Below are 17,226 nucleotides of genomic sequence, written 5' to 3'. Positions count from 1 at the left end.
GACCGCGGCTTCCGCCTCCACGATGTGAGCCGGCCCGAGCACGAGCGGGCGGCCTCGCGCGGCCTGCGGTTCGCGTTCGTCGCGGCCGGAGCGGTGTCGCTGGCCGCGATCGCGCTCGGCGGGGTCAGCACGATCACGCCGACCGACGCGGAGGCGCGCGGCACGGGCAAGGGCAGCAATGTGACCCCGATGCGCACGCAGGGCACCGGCGCGGCCCCCGCGACCGAGACGCAGCGGCGCCGGGGCTCCGGTCCGCTGCTCGGTCAGATGCAGGGCGCCCAGAGCGCGCTCGGTGAGACCCCGGCCGCCCCCGTCGTGGTCTCGGCACCGCTGCTGCCCGGTGTGCCGCAGGGTGACGGCATACCGCTGGTGGGCGACGCGGCGCCGTTGTCCCCGCTGATACGACCGCTCAGCGCGACCCCTCCGCCGGTGCTCACCGCGTGGACCACGGCGTCCGGGATCAACACCCCCGACCTGCTCCCGACGGCCGCCCCCACGGCGTCCTCCCGTACCGTCCGCTGACCGGCCCCTGCGCACGGGCGCGCGAACCTGATTGAATCCAGGAGGCGCGCCCGGGCCCAGCCGGGGCGCGGCCACGGAGTCGATGATCCGCGGCAGGCGCCGATGCGTCCGGCCGCGACCAGGTGCGGGGAGAGCATGAACGAGGGGAAGCCGGGCCCGTCGGGGGAGCGAGAGAGCACACCGGAGCCGGCCCACAACGAGCCCCGGTCCACCGACGGCGACTTCGAACTGGCCCGACCGCAGCCGCCCGCACCGCACGAGGGCGACTACGAACTGGACCGCCCGAGGGCCCCGATCCCGCCCACGCCGGAGGCTCCCGCCGACGGGGAGACCGCCGAGCAGGAGACAGTGCCCCCGGCTGCGGCTGCGGCTTCGGCTTCGGTGGCCGCGGAGGAGGAGCAGCACGGGGTGTCGGTGGAGGAAACAGCGGCGCCCTCACTCAGCGCGCCCGCCGCCCCGGCAGCGGAGCAGCCCAAGCCGTTGCACGACCCCGACCCCTACAGCACACCGCCGTACGGCGAACCCGGACCCTGGGCTCCCGCGCCGCCCGTGCAGCATCCGGCGACGACACCGGCCCACGGCATGGCCGTACCACCCCCCGTGACGACCCACCGAGGTCCGCACGAGCAGGCCCCCGCTCCGAGCAGCGCGCCCGCACCCGCTCCCGTAGTGCCGGTGCCCGCCCAGGAGACGCCCGCCCCAGCACCCGGCGTCTCCGCCCCAGCCTCGGGCAGTCACGCCCCGGCAGCTGGCGTCTCCGCCCCTCCCACGGCCGGCCACGCCCCGGTGCCCGGTATCCCCGCGCAGGTCTCGGACCCCCACGCCACCGTCCCCGGAGCCGCCGCGCACGCTGCTTCCGGCGTTCCGCAGGCCCCGGCTTCCGCTGCCCCTGACCCCTGGCGGCGCTACGACCCCTGGGCCGCTGCTGCCGCCCCCGCTCCGTTCCAGCTGAGCGGGGAGGCGGTCGAGAGCGAGGCGCGGCGGCGTAAGCGGCGGGCGCGGATCGTGGTCGGGGCGCTGCTGGTGTTCGCCGTGGTGTGCGGGCTGGCCGGGGGGCTCGTCGGGGCCTACCTCGAACGCAACGGCGGCGTGGGAGCCGTGGAGCTGCCGCAGGCCGGCAAGGAGGACACCGGGCGCGAGCCCGGAAGCGTCGCCGGGATCGCCGCGCAGGCGTTGCCCAGTGTCGTCACCCTCCACGTCAGCGGCGGTGGAGAGGCCGGCACCGGCACCGGCTTCGTGCTCGACACCCGCGGGCACATCCTGACCAACGATCACGTCGTGGGGCCCGCCGGGGACGACGGCGAGATCACCGTGACCTTCCACAGCGGTGACACCGCCGAGGCGACCGTCGTCGGCCGGGACAGCGGCTACGACCTCGCCGTCGTGAAGGTGAAGGGCGTCCGCGGGCTCGCCCCGCTGCCCCTCGGAAACTCCGACAACGTCCAGGTCGGCGACCCCGTCGTCGCCATCGGCGCCCCCTTCGACCTCGCCGGTACCGTCACCTCCGGCATCATCAGCGCCAAGGAGCGGCCCATCACCGCCGGCGGCGAGGAGGGCGACGGCAGCGACGTGTCGTACGTCGACGCCCTGCAGACCGACGCCCCGATCAACCCCGGCAACTCCGGCGGCCCGCTGCTCGACGCCAAGGCCCGCGTGATCGGCATCAACTCCGCCATCCGCTCCGCCGACAGCGGCGCCGACACCGACGGCGGCCAGGCCGGTTCGATAGGCCTCGGCTTCGCCATCCCCATCAACCAGGGCAAGCGCGTCGCCGAGGAGCTGATCAACACCGGCAAGGCCACGCACCCGGTCATCGGCATCACCCTCGACATGCAGTACACCGGCGACGGCGCCCGCGTCGGCACCAAGGGCAGCGACGGCGGCCCCCCGGTCTCCACCGGCGGCCCCGGCGACAAGGCCGGGATCAAGCCCGGCGACGTCATCACGAAGGTCGACGGCCGGCCCGTCCACTCCGGTGAGGAACTCATCGTCAAGACCCGCGCCCACCGCCCCGGCGACCGCCTCGAACTCACCCTGGAGCGCGACGGCGAGGAGCGTACGGTCTCGCTCGTGCTCGGCTCCTCGGACGGCGAGTGAAACGTACAGGTTCGGCGCAGTACCGGTCGTACGGGATGGCCGGGTACCGTGGACCCGGCCCGAAGGCATCGCGAGGAGCTTGCAGTGTTCAATGACATAGGACCGCTCGAGCTGGTCACGCTCATCATCCTCGCCGTGCTCGTCTTCGGTCCGGAAAAGCTCCCCAAGGTCATCCAGGACGTCACGCGCACCATCCGGAAGATCCGTGACTTCTCGGAGAGCGCCAAGCAGGACATCCGGCAGGAGCTCGGCCCGGAGTTCAAGGACTTCGAGTTCGAGGACCTCAACCCCAAGACGTTCATCCGCAAGCAGCTGGACAACGACGACCTGGGGCTCAAGGAGATCCGCAACGGCTTCGACCTGAAGAAGGAGATGGCCGAGGTCACGGACGCGGTCCACGGCCGTGACTCCGGTGCCGGCTCGTCGTCCTCCGCCTCCGGTGCGTCCGGCGGCAAGGTCGAGATGACCAAGCAGCCGGCGAGCACGGACGAGCGGCCGCCGTACGACGCGGACGCCACCTGACGCCTGACGCCTGCCGGCGGCGAGCCCGGCGTACGCCCCCGCGTACGTGATGCGTTTCATACGCCACCCGGGCTGCGTACGGCCCGATCCGGACGTCCGCGCGCCCCACGCGCCGGGCGGTTTCCGGCCGTGTGCCGACGGGGTGGCTATGCTGCCGAGTTGTTGTGCGGATCGGACGAGTACGCCCGTAGGGGGGCGGGCCGCCCGGTCCGACGAGAGCGAGGAGGCGTCCGGGATCATGGAGACGACGAGTCGGGCGGTCGCGCAGGCGCCGGCCGCGGAGGACGGACCACGGGTCCACGCCGCGCCCGGGCGTACGGTCGACGACTACCTGCGCGCGCCCTTCCCTTGGTACGGCCTCGACGAGGCGTTCACGGGGCCGCGCTGGCTGATGCAGGTCGGCACGGCGGCCGACGGAGCCGTCGAGCACGGGTCGATCGGACACGGTGACGAGCCGTCGGTGCGCAACGAGCACGCGGCCGGTCAGGACGTCAAGGAGAAGTTCGCGGTCGTGGTGACCGTCGCCGCGAACCCGGTGCGGCGCAGTGCGGACGGCACGGGGCTGCTGGAGGCCACGTCGGTGTCCTCCGCTGCCTGGCTGGCGGGTGTGGGGCTGCTGTCCTTCACCTGGCCGGGGCAGATGGACCATTCCCTGCGGGACGACTGGCTGGAGCAGCAGACGGAGACGGCGTGGGCGCTGGCGGACGATCTGTCCGGGGCCGAGTGGTCGACGCTGTCGCTGCCGGTGGACGGGGTGCCCACGCCGTTCCACTACCGGGAGTCGGAGTTCGGGTGGGTGCTGGCCGGGTCCACGCAGGCGGGCGTGCATGTGGGGGCGTACGGGCGGGGGATGAGTGCGTACGGGTTGGGGTTCGCCGCGGTGAAGGATGTTGGCGCGTACGCATGAGTGAAGGGGCGCCGGGTGGTTTGGGCGCCCCTTCGCCGTAGGGCCTTGTGTGCGTGGGCGGCTGCGGGTGGTGTGTGGCTGGTCGCGCAGTTCCCCGCGCCCCTTACGGGGCGCTTCCCCTCAGGTTTCTCAGAACTTGTTCCGCGGGGTGATCCCCAGCGACATGCCCGACAGGCCGCGCTGCCGGCCGCCCAGCTTGCCCGCGATCGCGCGCAGGGCCGAGCCCGCCGGGGAGTCCGGGTCGGTGAGGACGACCGGCTTGCCCTCGTCGCCGCCTTCGCGGAGGCGGACGTCGATGGGGATGTTGCCGAGGACCGGGACGTTGGCGCCGGTGGTGCGGGTGAGGCCGTCGGCGACGAGCTGGCCGCCGCCCGTGCCGAAGACGTCGACCATCTCGCCGCAGTGCGGGCAGGGCAGGCCGGACATGTTCTCGACCACGCCGACGATCTTCTGGTGGGTCTGCACGGCGATGGAGCCCGCCCGCTCGGCCACCTCGGCCGCCGCCTGCTGCGGGGTCGTGACGACCAGGATCTCGGCGTTCGGGACCAGCTGGGCGACGGAGATCGCGATGTCGCCGGTGCCGGGCGGCAGGTCCAGGAGCAGGACGTCCAGGTCGCCCCAGTAGACGTCCGCGAGGAACTGCTGGAGCGCGCGGTGCAGCATGGGGCCGCGCCAGACGACGGGGGCGTTGCCCGGGGTGAACATGCCGATGGAGATGACCTTCACGCCGTTGGCCGAAGGCGGCATGATCATGTTCTCGACCTGGGTCGGGCGGCCGTCGGCGCCCAGCATGCGCGGCACGCTGTGGCCGTAGATGTCGGCGTCCACGACACCGACCTTCAGGCCGTCGGCCGCCATCGCCGCCGCCAGGTTGACCGTCACCGAGGACTTGCCGACGCCGCCCTTGCCGGAGGCGACCGCGTAGACGCGGGTGAGGCTGCCGGGCTTGGCGAAGGGGACCTCGCGCTCGGTCTGGCCGCCGCGCAGGGCGTTCGCCAGCTCCTTGCGCTGCTCGTCGCTCATCACGTCCAGCGTGACGTCGACGCGGGTGACTCCGTCGACCCGGGAGACCGCGTCGGTCACGCGCTGGATGATGGTCTCGCGCATGGGGCAGCCGGAGACCGTCAGGTACACGGTGACCGCGACCGCTCCGTCCGCGCCGATCTCCACCGATTTGACCATCCCGAGCTCGGTGATGGGCCGGTTGATCTCGGGGTCGTTCACCGTCGCCAGTGCCTCGCGCACCGCGTCTTCCGTAGCCATGAGAACGATGGTACGGCGCCCGGTACACCGGCCGGTAAGCCCTTCAGTGGTCGCCTGCGTCACGTCCCGGCGGCCGTTGTGCCCGCATCGCGGGGAGTATCCCGTTGTGTTCCCGGTGTCCGTTGTGGCGTTCCTCCAGTTCCTTGACCACGTCCTGCAGCTCCGAGCGGATCCAGTCGCGGGTCGCCACCTCGCCGAGCCCGATCCGCAGCGCGGCGATCTCCCGGGTCAGATACTCGGTGTCCGCGATCGACCGCTCGTTCTGCTTGCGGTCCTGCTCCAGGTTGACCCGGTCGCGGTCGTCCTGCCGGTTCTGCGCGAGCAGGATCAGCGGCGCGGCGTAGGAGGCCTGCAGGGACAGGGCGAGGGTCAGGAAGATGAACGGGTACTCGTCGAACCGCACCGACTCGGGCATCAGCGTGTTCCAGACGACCCAGATGATGATGGTGACCGTCATCCAGACCAGGAACCGCCCGGTGCCGATGAAGCGGGCGATGCGCTCTGACATCCGCCCGAAGGCCTCCGGGTCCCACTCGGGCAGGATCCGCCGCCGGGGCGGGCGCGGCTGGTCCAGCCGGGGCACCCGGGGCCGTCCGGCGGCGGTGGCGCCCGACGGCAGCCGCTCGCGCACTCCCTCGCGCTCAGGCCCCATCGGTCACCACCCCCTCGTCGAGGTGGAACTCGGTCTCCCGCCAGTCCTCGGGCAGCATGTGGTCCAGTACGTCGTCCACGGTCACGACCCCCAGCAGCGAGCCCGCCTCGTCGACCACGGGCGCCGCCACCATGTCGTACGCCGCGAAGAACCCGGCGACCACGGGCAGCGCCGCGTCCGGCTCCAGCGGCTGCAGATCGTCGTCCAGGATCGAACTGACCAGGGTGTACGGGGGGTCGCGCAGCAGGCGCTGGAAGTGCACCGTGCCGAGATACTTGCCGGTCGGAGTCTCGTCGGGCGGGCGGCAGACGTAGACCTGGGCGGCGAGGGCGGGGGACAGGTCGGGGTTGCGGACCCGGGCGAGCGCCTCGGCGACGGTCGCGTCCGGGCGCAGGATGATCGGCTCCGTCGTCATCAGACCGCCCGCCGTGTGCTCCTCGTATGCCATCAGGCGCCGCATGTCGGCCGCGTCGCCGGGCTGCATCAGGCTCAGCAGCCGCTCCTTGTCCTCCTCGGGCAGCTCGGCGAGCAGGTCGGCCGCGTCGTCGGGGTCCATGGCCTCCAGGACGTCCGCGGCGCGCTCCTCCTTCAGCTTGCCGAGGATCTCGATCTGGTCGTCCTCCGGCAGCTCCTCCAGCACGTCGGCCAGCCGGTCGTCGTCGAGGGCGGCGGCGACCTCGGCGCGTCGCTTGGGGGAGAGGTGGTGCAGCACATTGGCCAGGTCGGCCGGGCGCAGCTGCTCGAAGGTGGCCAGCAGGTTCTCGGCGCCCTGCCCGTGCTCCTCCAGCGAGAAACCGGTCACCGCGGACCACTCGACGGTCAGCGTCTCGCCCTTGCTGCGCCGGAACGCCCCGCCCTTCCTGCCCTTGCGCACGAAGACCCGGTCGATCTCCCAGTCCCGGCGGGCCGGCAGCTGATGCACCGACAGATCGAGGACGGTGACCTCCTCGTCGGTGTCCACCAGCGTCACCCGCCGGTCCAGCAGCTCGCCGAACACCAGCCGCTCGGTGGGCCGCTGCTCGAACCGCCGCACATTGAGCACGCCGGTGGTGATGACCTGCCCCGACTGCACCGCCGTCACCCGGGTCATGGGCAGGAAGATACGGCGCCGGGTGGCCAGTTCGACGACCAGGCCGAGCAGCCTCGGCGGCCGCCTGCCGACGCGCAGGATGACGACCAGGTCGCGCACCCGCCCCACCTGGTCGCCGGTCGGGTCGAAGACGGCGACACCGGACAGGTGCGAGACGAAGAACCGGGGGGCGCCCGCTGCCATGGCCGCGGCTCCTTTTCGTGCGGGGTGTCCGTTACGGGTACTGCCTGCTGCGTCTGCTTTCCGAATTGCCCGCTCGGGTGGGCTTCAGGCTAGCCCGTCCCGATCGGCCGTGCTCTCGCGGCCGGTCCGGCCGGACTGGCTCCGTCCGCGTCGTGCGACCCCGGTACCCTGCGGTACGCCGTTCAGGTCCCCCGTCAGAGAGGCAGCCGCACCTGTGATTCCGATCTCCCAGGGCCGTTCGCGCAGGGCCACGCGGGCGCTCGCCGTGTGCGCGCTGCTTGTCACGGGGACGGCGCTCACGGGGTGCTCCGAGGATCCGAACGAGGGCACCAACGGCGTCGGCGCCCTGCCCGCCGAGGAGATCCAGAGCCGGACGCAGAAGGCCGCCGCGTCGGTCGACACGGTCCGGCTGCACGGCACCGTCGTCACCAAGGGACGCACGTACCGGCTCGACATGCGGGTGAAGGGCGAGGGCGGCATCGGATCGGTCACCACCGAGGGCGAGACGTTTCGCCTGCTGCGGGTCGGTGACGAGCTCTTCCTGAAGGCAGGCGCCGAGTTCTGGGGCCAGGACGGCGAGGGGGAGGACGGCGGCGCGAGCAAGGCGGACGCGGCGGCGGCCGAGAAGCTCGCCGAGAAGTACGTGAAGGTGCCGCAGGGCGACCCCTCGTACAAGAAGTTCAGCGGCTTCACGGACAAGGAGGTCCTCCTCGGCGGTCTGCTGACGCTGCACGGCAAGCTGGCCACGGACGGCCACCACGAGCAGGCGGGCGTCCGTACGATCCGCATCACCGGCGACGACGGCTCCGGCGGCACCCTCGACGTCTCCCTGGAGGGCAAGCCGTATCCGCTGCGCCTGGTCCGGGCCGGCGGCGCGGGCACCCTCACCTTCTCGGCCTGGGGCGACGACTTCCCCCTGAAGAAGCCCGCCAAGGACGAGACCCTGGACTACGGCAGGCAGCTGCCGAGCTCGTGACTTCCTAGCGGTGCTTCCGGCGCCGGGCCAGCAGCTTGGGCAGGGCCGCCGGGATCGGGCGGCGGGTCGTCGCGGGGGAGGGGAGCGGGACCTCGGACAGGGAGCCGTCCGGCAGCGGTGCCGTCGCCCCGGTGGGCTCCAGGCGCAGCACCCGGCACTCGCGGGCCCAGCGCTCGGTCATCGCCTCGCCGTCCGGCGCGTTGAGCCGCTTGCCCTTGAGCTCGGCGACCGTCGCCGTCCACTCCTCGCCGCCGGACGGCAGCTCGACCACCTTCGCGGTCCAGGAGACCAGCCGGCCGCCCTTGTCCTTGCTGCGGACCGTCACCTCGGCCTCGGCCCCGTCGGTCAGCCCCGGCAGCGGCTGCTCCCCGGTCCCGTCGCCGACGACACAGGCGGCACCCTCGTGCCACACATGCCACAGCGCACGGGCCGCCGGAGCCCCGGCGCCCCGCACCCAGATGAGGCCGGACTTCTTCGTGGCCTCCTCGATCAGGGCCCGGTCGAGCAGCTCGCTTGTCATGCGCTCAGCCTATCCAGGCCGGTCCCGCAGCCAGCCCTCACAGCCAGCCGTTGCGCTTGAGCGTGCGGTGGATGCCGAAACAGATCGACACCGTGATGGCCATGATCACCGGGTAGCCGTAGCGCCAGTGCAGCTCGGGCATGTGGTCGAAGTTCATGCCGTACACCCCGCACACCATGGTCGGCACGGCGATGATGGCGGCCCATGAGGTGATCTTGCGCATGTCCTCGTTCTGCGCCACGGACGCCTGCGCGAGATTGGCCTGAAGGATGGAGTTGAGCAGTTCGTCGAAGCCGATGACCTGCTCCTGCACCCGGGCCACGTGGTCGGCGACGTCCCGGAAGTACTTCTGGATCTCCGGGTCGATCAGCCGCATCGGCCGCTCGCTCAGCAGCTGCATGGGCCGCAGCAGCGGCGACACCGCCCGCTTGAACTCCAGCACCTCACGCTTGAGCTGGTAGATCCGCCCGGCGTCGGTGCCGCGCGGGGTGCCCTTGCGGCCCGGCGAGAACACCTCGGTCTCGACCTCGTCGATGTCGTCCTGCACCGCGTCCGCGACCGCGATGTAGCCGTCGACGACGTGGTCGGCGATGGCGTGCAGCACCGCCGAGGGGCCCTTGGCCAGCAGCTCGGGGTCGTCCTGGAGGCGGTGCCTGAGGGCCCGCAGGGAGCCCTGGCCGCCGTGCCGGACGGTGATGAAGAAGTCCCGGCCGGTGAAGCACATCACCTCGCCGGTCTCCACGACCTCACTGCTGGAGGTGAGCCGGTCGTGGTCGACGTAGTGGATGGTCTTGAAGACCGTGAACAGCGAGTCGTCGTAGCGCTCCAGCTTGGGCCGCTGGTGGGCCTGGACGGCGTCCTCCACGGCCAGCGGGTGCAGCCCGAACTCGCGGGCGATCCCGGCGAATTCGGCCTCGGTCGGCTCGTGCAGCCCGATCCACACGAACCCGCCGTCGCGGCGCACCAGGCGCATCGCCTCGTGCGGGGTGAGCGTCGAGTCGGTCTCGATGCGCCGGCCGTCGCGGTAGACGGCGCAGTCGACGACGGCGGTGGTGGTCGCCGGGTCGCGGGTGGTGTCGTACGGGCCGCTGTCCTTGCGCAGCGAGACACGGGAGGGACGGACCACGGCACGCAGGTCGCGAATCATCGACATGGCGGGCTCCTTCGCAGGCGGGCAACGAAAGGCGCCGGTACGACGGGTGGAACCACCCGGAATGAGGACGTCCGTGAACTGCGGATGTTTGGCACGTCCACAAAGCGGGGAGCACCGCACCGTCGCGGTGGCGAGCTTCGTCGCTGATACAGCTACTGGGGCAGATCAGGCAGAACGAAACGAAGTGCTCTTCCGTTGGAACACGCGACTGAACACGCGGATGCGAGAGGTGGCAGCCAGAACGAAGCGGCTACATCAGCGGGCGGAAGAGCGGGTGATACTGCACGGTCGACTTCGGTCCATGTCAGCCTCACCTCCTCCGGCCGGTCCCTCGTGAGGGACGATCCACAATCCCCTTGGGGGATTCCCCCGTAGACGGGGAGAGTCACATAGGCGTCGGGACTCGAACCAGCGACGCCTCCGCGTGCTGCCCCGACCGGCCAAGAGTATCAGCCGACCAGTGTGTCAAGGCGCTGCTTTGCCCGGTCCTGACGAGTTCTATGCTCGCCGCATGGCTGATGTTCTTCCTCTGGTCGAGGCCCGGTTGCGTACGGCGCTGGGCGAACCGGACGCGCGCGCGGCGGTCACCTTCCTGGGCACGGACCGCATCGAGGTGCTCCGTTTCACAGAGGGCGACATCGTGCGCTACGCCACGCTCGGCATGTCCGCGCAGCCGATGAGCGACCCCACGGCGGTGCTCGCCGACCCGGTGAAGGGGCCGCGCGCCGAGCTGGTGCTGTCCGTGCGCGCGGGGCTCGCGGACACCGACAAGGTGCTCCGGCCGCTGGCCGTGCTCGCCGCGTCCCCGCAGGTCGAGGGCGTGATCGTGGCGCCCGGCGCCTCCCTCGACGTCGGTGAACCGCTGTGGCCCGGCGCCCCGTTCACCTCGGTGCTGGTCGCCGAGCCGGGCGGCCTGGTGGAGGACCTGGCACTCGACGAGCCGCTCGATCCCGTACGGTTCCTGCCGCTGCTGCCGATGACTCCGAACGAGGCGGCGTGGAAGCGGGTGCACGGGGCGGGGGCCCTCCAGGAGCGCTGGCTCAGCAGCGGGACGGACCTACGGGATCCGGTCCGGAAGTCCGTCGCGCTGGACTGAGCCCCGGCGTGAGCAAGCTCACCAAACTCCGTGCGGGGCTGCTCAGTTGGCGAACACTGTGACGCCGTCCTCGGTGGCGTGCCGCGGCTGGAGTTCCTCGGCCTCGTTGGTGAGTGCCTTGCGCCGTACGACCACCACCAGCGCGCCCAGTACCGCGGTGACGGCGGCCACGACGAACGGGATGTGGACGTCGCTCCACTCCTCGATCTTCGGTGCGAAATAGGGCGCGGCCGCCGCCGCGAACCAGCGCACGAAGTTGTACCCGGCGCTCGCGACCGGCCTGGGTGCGTCCGACACCCCGAGCGCCAGTTCCGTGTACACGGTGTTGTTCACGCCGATGAGCGCGCCGGACAGGACGGTGCAGACGACGGCCGTGGTGTGGTCGCCGTATCCGAGCACGAGCACGTCCACGGCGAGCAGCACGAGGGAGCCGCCCAGCACGGTCAGGGAACCGAACCGCTTCTGCAGGCGCGGCGCCACGATCACCGAGAACACCGCGAGCAGCACGCCCCAGGCGAAGAAGACCGCGCCCGAGCGGTAGGGCGACATGTTCAGTACGAACGGCGTGAAGGCCAGCACGGTGAAGAACGTGTAATTGTAGAAGAACGCCGAGACCGCCGCCGAGGCCAGCCCGCCGTGGCCGAGGGCCCGGATGGGGTCGAGCAGCGAGGTGCGCCGGGCCGGCCTGGGCTGTTCCTTCAGGAACGCCGTGATGCACAGGAAGCCGATCGCCATCAGCACGGCCGTGCCGAAGAACGGGTAGCGCCAGCTCGCGTCGCCGAGCAGCGCGCCCAGGAGCGGGCCGCAGGCCATGCCGAGCCCGAGGGCGGACTCGTACAGCAGGATCGCCGCCGCGCTGCCGCCGGCCGCGGCGCCGACGATGACCGCGAGGGCCGTCGAGACGAACAGCGCGTTGCCGAGGCCCCACCCGGCCCGGAAGCCGACCAGTTCGCCGACCGACGTCGAGGTGCCGGAAAGACCGGCGAAGACCACGACGAGCGCGAGGCCGAGCAGCAGGGTCCTGCGGCCGCCGATCCGGCTGGAGACGAAGCCGGTCACCAGCATCGCGAGCGCGGTGATGAGGAAGTACGAGGTGAACAGCAGGGAGACCTGTCCGGCCGAGGCGTCGAGGCCCTGGGCGATGGAGGGCAGGATCGGGTCGACGAGCCCGATCCCCATGAAGGCGACGACGGACGCACCGGCGGTCGCCCACACGGCTCCCGGCTGCTTGAGGATGCTTCCGGCTCCCGCTTCGAAGGGATCCACTGGGTGCTCCAATCCCGGGGTGTAGATAGGTGGTGTGTGCACACAATAAGTTAGCTGAGCTAATTAATGCAACCTACATCTACTTTTCCCGGATCCGGTTCCCTCCGGTCGGGTGATCGTCCTTGACGTGGCGCGGCTGAGCTAGGACCGTGGGGCTCTATGAGGGGCGAACCCAGTTGCCCGAAGTGCGGTGGCCGGGTCAGGGCTCCCGGCCTCTTCTCCGATGCGTGGCAGTGCGATGTGCACGGCACCGTGCATCCGTTGCAGCCCGTGCTGCCGCCGAGTGTCGAGGCTCTCGACGTCGTGGTGCACCGCACGAAGGTGCCGGTGTGGATGCCGTGGCCGCTGCCCGTGGGCTGGCTGTTCACGGGGGTGGCCAGCGCGGGTGACGACCGCAGCGGCGGACGTGCCGCGGCCGTCGCGTGCACCGGGCCCGGACCCCTCGGGGGGATGGGTGAGCTGATCCTGGTCGCCGAGGAGCTCGGCGTCGGGCTCGGCGCCCGGTACGCGGGCATCGACGGGCCGGATCCGGGGCCGTATCTGAACGTCGAGAGACCCGCTCAGACCAAGGTGCTGGCCGCTGGCCGCCCCACCCCGCTGTGGCATGTGTCCAAGACGCCGGACGACCGCGCCGTCTTCGCGGGCGAGGCGCTCGGGATGTGGCTGTGGGCGGTGGTGTGGCCCGAGCAGTCCGGACTGCTGCTGTACGACGAGCTGGTCCTCACGGATCTGCGCGACGCAGGCGCCGAGGTGGAACTGGTGCCGTGCGGAGCGCTGTCGCCGCGGCTGCTGGAGGCGTAGGGGCTGGGCAGTGTCCGCTGGCATGCCGGGCGTCGCAGGGCTGGGGGTACCCCCTCTGGGGGAGGGACTTTACGGACACGCCCTAGTCCCGCCGCGTAGGGGGTGCAGGGCGGGTTCGGGTGTGACAGGGCTGGTGGAAAATCCGGCTATCCTGAAGCGTCCCCGTCCGTCCGTCACCCGCTTGGAGTAATGCGTCGTGCGTATCGATCTGCACACCCACTCCACCGCGTCCGACGGCACGGACACGCCCGCCGACCTGGTCCGCAAGGCGGCGGCCGCCGGACTCGACGTCATCGCGCTGACGGATCACGACACCACCCGCGGCCACGCCGAGGCGCTCTCCGTGCTGCCCGAAGGGCTCACCCTGGTCACCGGCGCCGAGCTCTCCTGCCGGCTCGACGGCATCAGCATGCACATGCTGGCCTACCTCTTCGACCCCGAGGAGCCGGCGCTGCTCGCCGAGCGCGAGCTGGTCCGGGACGACCGGGTGCCGCGCGCCAAGGGCATGATCGCCCGGCTGAACGCGCTGGGGGTCCCCGTCACCTGGGAGCAGGTCTCCCGGATCGCGGGCCACGGCTCGGTCGGCCGCCCGCACATCGCCACGGCCATGGTGGAACTGGGCGTCGTCCCCAGCGTGAACGACGCCTTCACCCAGGAATGGCTGGCCGACGGCGGCCGGGCGCATCTGGAGAAGCACGAGACCAACCCCTTCGACGCCCTGCGGCTGATCAAGAACGCGGGCGGCGTCGCCGTCTTCGCCCACCCGGCCGCGACCAAGCGGGGCCGCACGGTCCCGGAGTCGGCGATCGCCGACCTCGCCGAGGCGGGCCTCGACGGCATCGAGGTCGACCACATGGACCACGACCCCGACACCCGGGCCCGGCTGCGCGGCCTCGCCAAGGAACTGGGCCTGCTGGTGACCGGCTCCAGCGACTATCACGGCAGCCGGAAGACCTGTGTGCTCGGCGAGTTCACGACGGACCCCGAGGTGTACGGCGAGATCACGCGGCGCGCGACCGGCGCGTTCCCGGTGCCGGGGACGGGCGGGGCCTGAGCCCCTGCCCCCGCGTCCACTTCACTCCCCGCTCATCCCCAGCAAGGCACTCATGTTCGACGTCGCCGTCTTCGGCTCCCTGTTTCTGACCCTTTTTGTCATCATGGATCCCCCCGGGATCACCCCGATCTTCCTCGCCCTGACCTCCGGCCGGCCCGGCAAGGTGCAGAAGCGGATGGCGTTGCAGGCCGTCTGTGTGGCCGGTGGGGTCATCGCCGTGTTCGGCCTGCTCGGGCACCAGATCCTCAACTATCTGCATGTCTCGGTGCCCGCGCTGATGATCGCGGGGGGACTGCTGCTTCTGCTGATCGCGCTGGACCTGCTCACCGGCAAGACCGACGAGCCCAAGCAGACCAAGGACGTCAATGTCGCCCTGGTGCCGCTGGGCATGCCGCTGCTGGCCGGGCCCGGCGCGATCGTCTCGGTCATCCTCGCCGTGCAGAAGGCGGACAGCGTCGCCACTCAGGTGTCGGTGTGGTCGGCGATCCTCGCCATCCACGTCGTGCTGTGGCTGGTGATGCGGTACTCGCTGCTGATCATCCGGGTCATCAAGGACGGCGGCGTGGTGCTGGTGACCCGCCTCGCGGGCATGATGCTCTCCGCCATCGCCGTGCAGCAGATCATCAACGGCGTCACCCAGGTCATCCAGGGCGCCTGACGCCCCGGGTGGGGGTCAGGAGGCGGGCAGGTCGGCCGGGCGGATCCACAGGCGCTGCCCGATGGCGGCGGCCTGCTGGACGATGGTGTTGACGCACGCGGCGTCCACGATGGTGGTGTCCACGGGCGTGCCGTCGACGTCGTCGAGTCGCATGATCTCGAAACGCATAGGTCCCCTCTCGTTCTTGTACGCGCTGTACGTACGTCTGCAACGCACTGTGCGATGCAAACATTCCCTACGCTAAGGAAATTTTTCGAGCGGCTAAATACTGACCGGTAAGTGTTTGGTGCGAGACCGATCGGGACCAGTTGTGTTCGCAGCGTGACCGCCGGGACAATGGGGGCGATGAACGACGACCTCGCGGCGCTGAACGCCCGAATCGACCGCACGAACGAGCTGCTCGAACGCATGCTCGCCGAGGTGGCGAAGACGCCCTCGACCCACGCGATCTTCGTCGACGCCGGATATCTCTACGCGGCGGCCGGGCGGCTCGTGGCGGGCACCGAGGACCGCCGGGCCTTCGACCTCGACGCCGAGGGACTCATCGACGCGCTCATCGACCGGGCCCGCACCATCTTCGCGGACAGCAGGCTGCTGCGCGTCTACTGGTACGACGGCGCCAGGCGCCGTATCCACACCGCCGAGCAGCAGTCCATCGCCGAGCTGCCGGACGTCAAGGTCCGCCTCGGCAACCTCAACGCCAACAACCAGCAGAAGGGCGTCGACTCCCTGATCCGCACCGACCTGGAGTCACTCGCCCGGCACCGCGCCATCAGTGACGCCGCGCTGCTCGGCGGCGACGAGGACCTGGTCTCGGCGGTCGAGGCCGCCCAGGGCTACGGCGCCCGGGTCCACCTGTGGGGCATCGAGGCGCCCGAGGGCCGCAACCAGGCCGAACCGCTGCTCTGGGAGGTCGACAGCCAGCGCACCTTCGACCTGGACTTCTTCAAGCCCTACGTCTCCCGGCGCACCGCCGTCGCCTACGAGCCGACGACAGGGCGGCCCACCCGTGAGGACGTGCGCTTCGTCGGCGCGCAGATCGCCGCGAAGTGGCTCGCCGCCCGCGGCCGCGACACCCTCGTCGAACTGCTCCCCGGCCATCCCTACCTGCCCGGCTCGGTCGACCAGGATCTGCTGGTCGAGGCGGAGGGCCTGCTCCAGTACTCCCTGCGCGGCCAGGCGGACCTGCGCCGGGCGCTGCGGGACGGCTTCTGGGACCACTTGCAGACGCAGTACTGAGGCAGGCGCAGTAACGCGTGCAGACGCAGCACTAGCAGGACGAACCGCCGAGGCCGTCCCAGAAGTCCGCGAGGGCGTGGGCGGTCGCCTCGGGACGGTCCGCGTTGGGGGAATGCTCGGCGCCCTCGATGACGGAGCGGTGCGCGTTCAGCCGTACGGCCATGTCGTCGAGGTCCGTCACCGGCCAGGTGTCGTCGCGTGCGCCGGACAGGACGTGGAACGGCAGCGGCACGGCGGCGAGTTCGGCGACCCGGTCCGGCTCCGTACACAACTGGCGCCCGGTCGAGAGGAGTTGAGCGGGTTTGGTGCGCAACCAGCGGCGGCGTAGCAGCTCGGGTCCGCCGATTCCGCGCGCGGGGCCTCCGACCTCTTCCGGCGGGCCCATCGCCAGGATCGCCTCCCAGCACTCCTCCATCGACATCACCGCGAGCGCGTCCCGCAGCAGTTTCACGCGCTGCTCCTGGGAGAAGGAGATCCGTCCAGGCCCGGAGGCCATGAGGGTGAGGGAGAGGAAGGGGGAGTGGTCCAGCAGGACGGCGGAACGGGCGATCAGCCCGCCGAGCGAATGCCCCACGAGATGCACGCGCTCCCCGAGCGCCGCCACCTGCGCGAGCACATCCCGCGCCAACTCGCCCAGCGCATAGGCGGACTCGTCGTCCGGCCCGTCCGACTCGTGCTGCCCCCGCCCGTCCACGGCGACGCTCCGGTACCCGCGCGCGGCGAGCGGCTCGTGCAGGAGCGTGAAGTCCTCTTTGCTGCCGGTGTATCCGGGCAGCAGCACCACGGTGCCCTTGGCCGTGACTCCGGCGGGCACGGGTGCGTCGACGACGGCGAACTCACCACGGCTGGTGTGCAGTTGGTAGGCCTCGGCGCTGGGGGCGGGGTGGCTGGTCACGGGGTGAGAGTAGCGGGCGGGACGGCGGCGGGGGTGAGGGCGGGTACGCCGACGGCCCGGCCCCACCAGTGGTGGGACCGGGCCGTCGAGGATTCGCTCAGCCCTCCGCGGGCTCTGCGGCTGCCGCCTTCTTCCGCGTGCGGCGCGGCTTGGCCTCGGCCGCTGCCTCCGGCTCCTGTGCGGCGACGGTCGCCTTGCGGGTCCGGCGGCGCGGCTTGGTCTCCGCCGCCTCGGGCTCCTGCGCGGCCTGCGCCGGGATGTCGGCCAGGGGCGCGGCGGGCTCGGTGGCCTCGCTCGCCACGGTGGCCTTGCGAGTGCGGCGGCGCGGCTTG

Annotated in this window: 18 protein-coding genes and 1 pseudogene; 10 read left to right on the top strand and 9 right to left on the bottom strand. The window is 71.4% G+C overall.

All coding sequences use genetic code 11. From position 1 onward, the window contains the following. From N4P33_RS21105 to N4P33_RS21090, 4 genes and pseudogenes are all read left to right on the top strand, one after another. Positions 1 to 522: pseudogene (locus tag N4P33_RS21105) on the top strand (zf-HC2 domain-containing protein); the annotation flags it as partial. Between the two features lie 135 nt (positions 523 to 657). After that, positions 658 to 2,619, top strand: coding sequence for a trypsin-like peptidase domain-containing protein (locus tag N4P33_RS21100; protein ID WP_260828208.1), 1,962 nt, complete (start codon positions 658 to 660; stop codon positions 2,617 to 2,619). Positions 2,620 to 2,703: 84 nt separating this feature from the next. Continuing rightward, entirely contained in the window at positions 2,704 to 3,141 is a 438-nt protein-coding gene (locus tag N4P33_RS21095) for a sec-independent translocase (RefSeq protein WP_260828207.1), read from the top strand. 238 nt (positions 3,142 to 3,379) lie between these two features. Continuing rightward, entirely contained in the window at positions 3,380 to 4,048 is a 669-nt protein-coding gene (locus N4P33_RS21090; RefSeq protein WP_260828206.1) for a hypothetical protein, read from the top strand. Between the two features lie 129 nt (positions 4,049 to 4,177). On the opposite strand, the gene N4P33_RS21085 is transcribed toward N4P33_RS21090, so the two are convergent. Genes N4P33_RS21085 through N4P33_RS21075 form a run of 3 tightly spaced genes read right to left on the bottom strand, consistent with a single transcriptional unit; the run spans position 4,178 to position 7,236 of the window. Continuing rightward, positions 4,178 to 5,311, bottom strand: a complete 1,134-nt coding sequence (locus N4P33_RS21085) for an Mrp/NBP35 family ATP-binding protein (protein WP_260828205.1) — start codon at positions 5,309 to 5,311, stop codon at positions 4,178 to 4,180. Between the two features lie 43 nt (positions 5,312 to 5,354). Beyond that, positions 5,355 to 5,963: a DUF1003 domain-containing protein gene (locus N4P33_RS21080; protein WP_260828204.1), complete on the bottom strand. Its 609-nt coding sequence runs from the start codon at positions 5,961 to 5,963 to the stop codon at positions 5,355 to 5,357. Then, positions 5,953 to 7,236 (bottom strand): magnesium transporter MgtE N-terminal domain-containing protein, encoded by a 1,284-nt coding sequence (locus N4P33_RS21075; RefSeq protein WP_260828203.1) that lies wholly within the window; start codon positions 7,234 to 7,236, stop codon positions 5,953 to 5,955. Before N4P33_RS21075 ends, N4P33_RS21080 begins: the two co-directional genes overlap by 11 nt. Before the next feature lie 214 nt (positions 7,237 to 7,450). On the opposite strand from N4P33_RS21075, the gene N4P33_RS21070 reads away from it, so the two are divergent. Next, positions 7,451 to 8,212 (top strand): hypothetical protein, encoded by a 762-nt coding sequence (locus tag N4P33_RS21070; RefSeq protein WP_260828202.1) that lies wholly within the window; start codon positions 7,451 to 7,453, stop codon positions 8,210 to 8,212. Positions 8,213 to 8,216: 4 nt separating this feature from the next. Here the strand turns inward: N4P33_RS21070 and N4P33_RS21065 are convergent, their stop codons facing one another. Then, the gene (locus N4P33_RS21065; RefSeq protein ID WP_260828201.1) at positions 8,217 to 8,732 is read right to left on the bottom strand and encodes a hypothetical protein; all 516 of its coding nucleotides are present in this window, start codon (positions 8,730 to 8,732) and stop codon (positions 8,217 to 8,219) included. A 37-nt stretch (positions 8,733 to 8,769) separates the two neighbouring features. Beyond that, entirely contained in the window at positions 8,770 to 9,885 is a 1,116-nt protein-coding gene (locus N4P33_RS21060) for a magnesium and cobalt transport protein CorA (RefSeq protein ID WP_260828200.1), read from the bottom strand. Positions 9,886 to 10,396: 511 nt separating this feature from the next. On the opposite strand from N4P33_RS21060, the gene N4P33_RS21055 reads away from it, so the two are divergent. Next, positions 10,397 to 10,981 (top strand): suppressor of fused domain protein, encoded by a 585-nt coding sequence (locus N4P33_RS21055; protein WP_260828199.1) that lies wholly within the window; start codon positions 10,397 to 10,399, stop codon positions 10,979 to 10,981. Between the two features lie 42 nt (positions 10,982 to 11,023). Here N4P33_RS21055 and N4P33_RS21050 read toward each other — a convergent pair whose 3' ends face one another. Then, positions 11,024 to 12,247, bottom strand: a complete 1,224-nt coding sequence (locus N4P33_RS21050) for an MFS transporter (protein ID WP_260828198.1) — start codon at positions 12,245 to 12,247, stop codon at positions 11,024 to 11,026. Positions 12,248 to 12,406: 159 nt separating this feature from the next. Here N4P33_RS21050 and N4P33_RS21045 point away from each other — a divergent pair, with 159 nt between their 5' ends. The 3 genes from N4P33_RS21045 (at position 12,407) to N4P33_RS21035 (ending at position 14,760) form a co-directional block, all read left to right on the top strand. Next, the gene (locus N4P33_RS21045) at positions 12,407 to 13,048 is read left to right on the top strand and encodes a DUF6758 family protein (RefSeq protein ID WP_260828197.1); all 642 of its coding nucleotides are present in this window, start codon (positions 12,407 to 12,409) and stop codon (positions 13,046 to 13,048) included. A gap of 196 nt (positions 13,049 to 13,244) precedes the next feature. Beyond that, on the top strand, positions 13,245 to 14,102 hold the full coding sequence (locus N4P33_RS21040; RefSeq protein WP_260828196.1) for a PHP domain-containing protein: 858 nt from the start codon (positions 13,245 to 13,247) through the stop codon (positions 14,100 to 14,102). Between the two features lie 52 nt (positions 14,103 to 14,154). Further along, complete coding sequence (locus N4P33_RS21035) at positions 14,155 to 14,760, top strand: MarC family protein (RefSeq protein WP_260828195.1); 606 nt, start codon at positions 14,155 to 14,157, stop codon at positions 14,758 to 14,760. A 15-nt stretch (positions 14,761 to 14,775) separates the two neighbouring features. Here N4P33_RS21035 and N4P33_RS21030 read toward each other — a convergent pair whose 3' ends face one another. After that, on the bottom strand, positions 14,776 to 14,928 hold the full coding sequence (locus N4P33_RS21030) for a hypothetical protein (protein WP_260828194.1): 153 nt from the start codon (positions 14,926 to 14,928) through the stop codon (positions 14,776 to 14,778). A gap of 177 nt (positions 14,929 to 15,105) precedes the next feature. Here N4P33_RS21030 and N4P33_RS21025 point away from each other — a divergent pair, with 177 nt between their 5' ends. Further along, a complete protein-coding gene (locus N4P33_RS21025; protein WP_260828193.1) occupies positions 15,106 to 15,999 on the top strand; it encodes an NYN domain-containing protein in 894 nt (297 codons plus the stop codon). A 31-nt stretch (positions 16,000 to 16,030) separates the two neighbouring features. On the opposite strand, the gene N4P33_RS21020 is transcribed toward N4P33_RS21025, so the two are convergent. Both N4P33_RS21020 and N4P33_RS21015 read right to left on the bottom strand, forming a co-directional pair. Next, positions 16,031 to 16,894, bottom strand: a complete 864-nt coding sequence (locus tag N4P33_RS21020; protein WP_260828192.1) for an alpha/beta fold hydrolase — start codon at positions 16,892 to 16,894, stop codon at positions 16,031 to 16,033. A 97-nt stretch (positions 16,895 to 16,991) separates the two neighbouring features. Continuing rightward, positions 16,992 to 17,226: hypothetical protein (locus N4P33_RS21015; protein ID WP_260828191.1), on the bottom strand; the 235-nt coding region annotated here is incomplete at its 5' end.

Source organism: Streptomyces sp. 15-116A (genome assembly GCF_025290915.1).
In the GTDB taxonomy this organism is placed as follows: domain Bacteria; phylum Actinomycetota; class Actinomycetes; order Streptomycetales; family Streptomycetaceae; genus Streptomyces.
The sequence above is the reverse complement of the archived record's forward strand: the minus strand, read 5'-3'. Positions and strand labels throughout refer to the sequence as shown.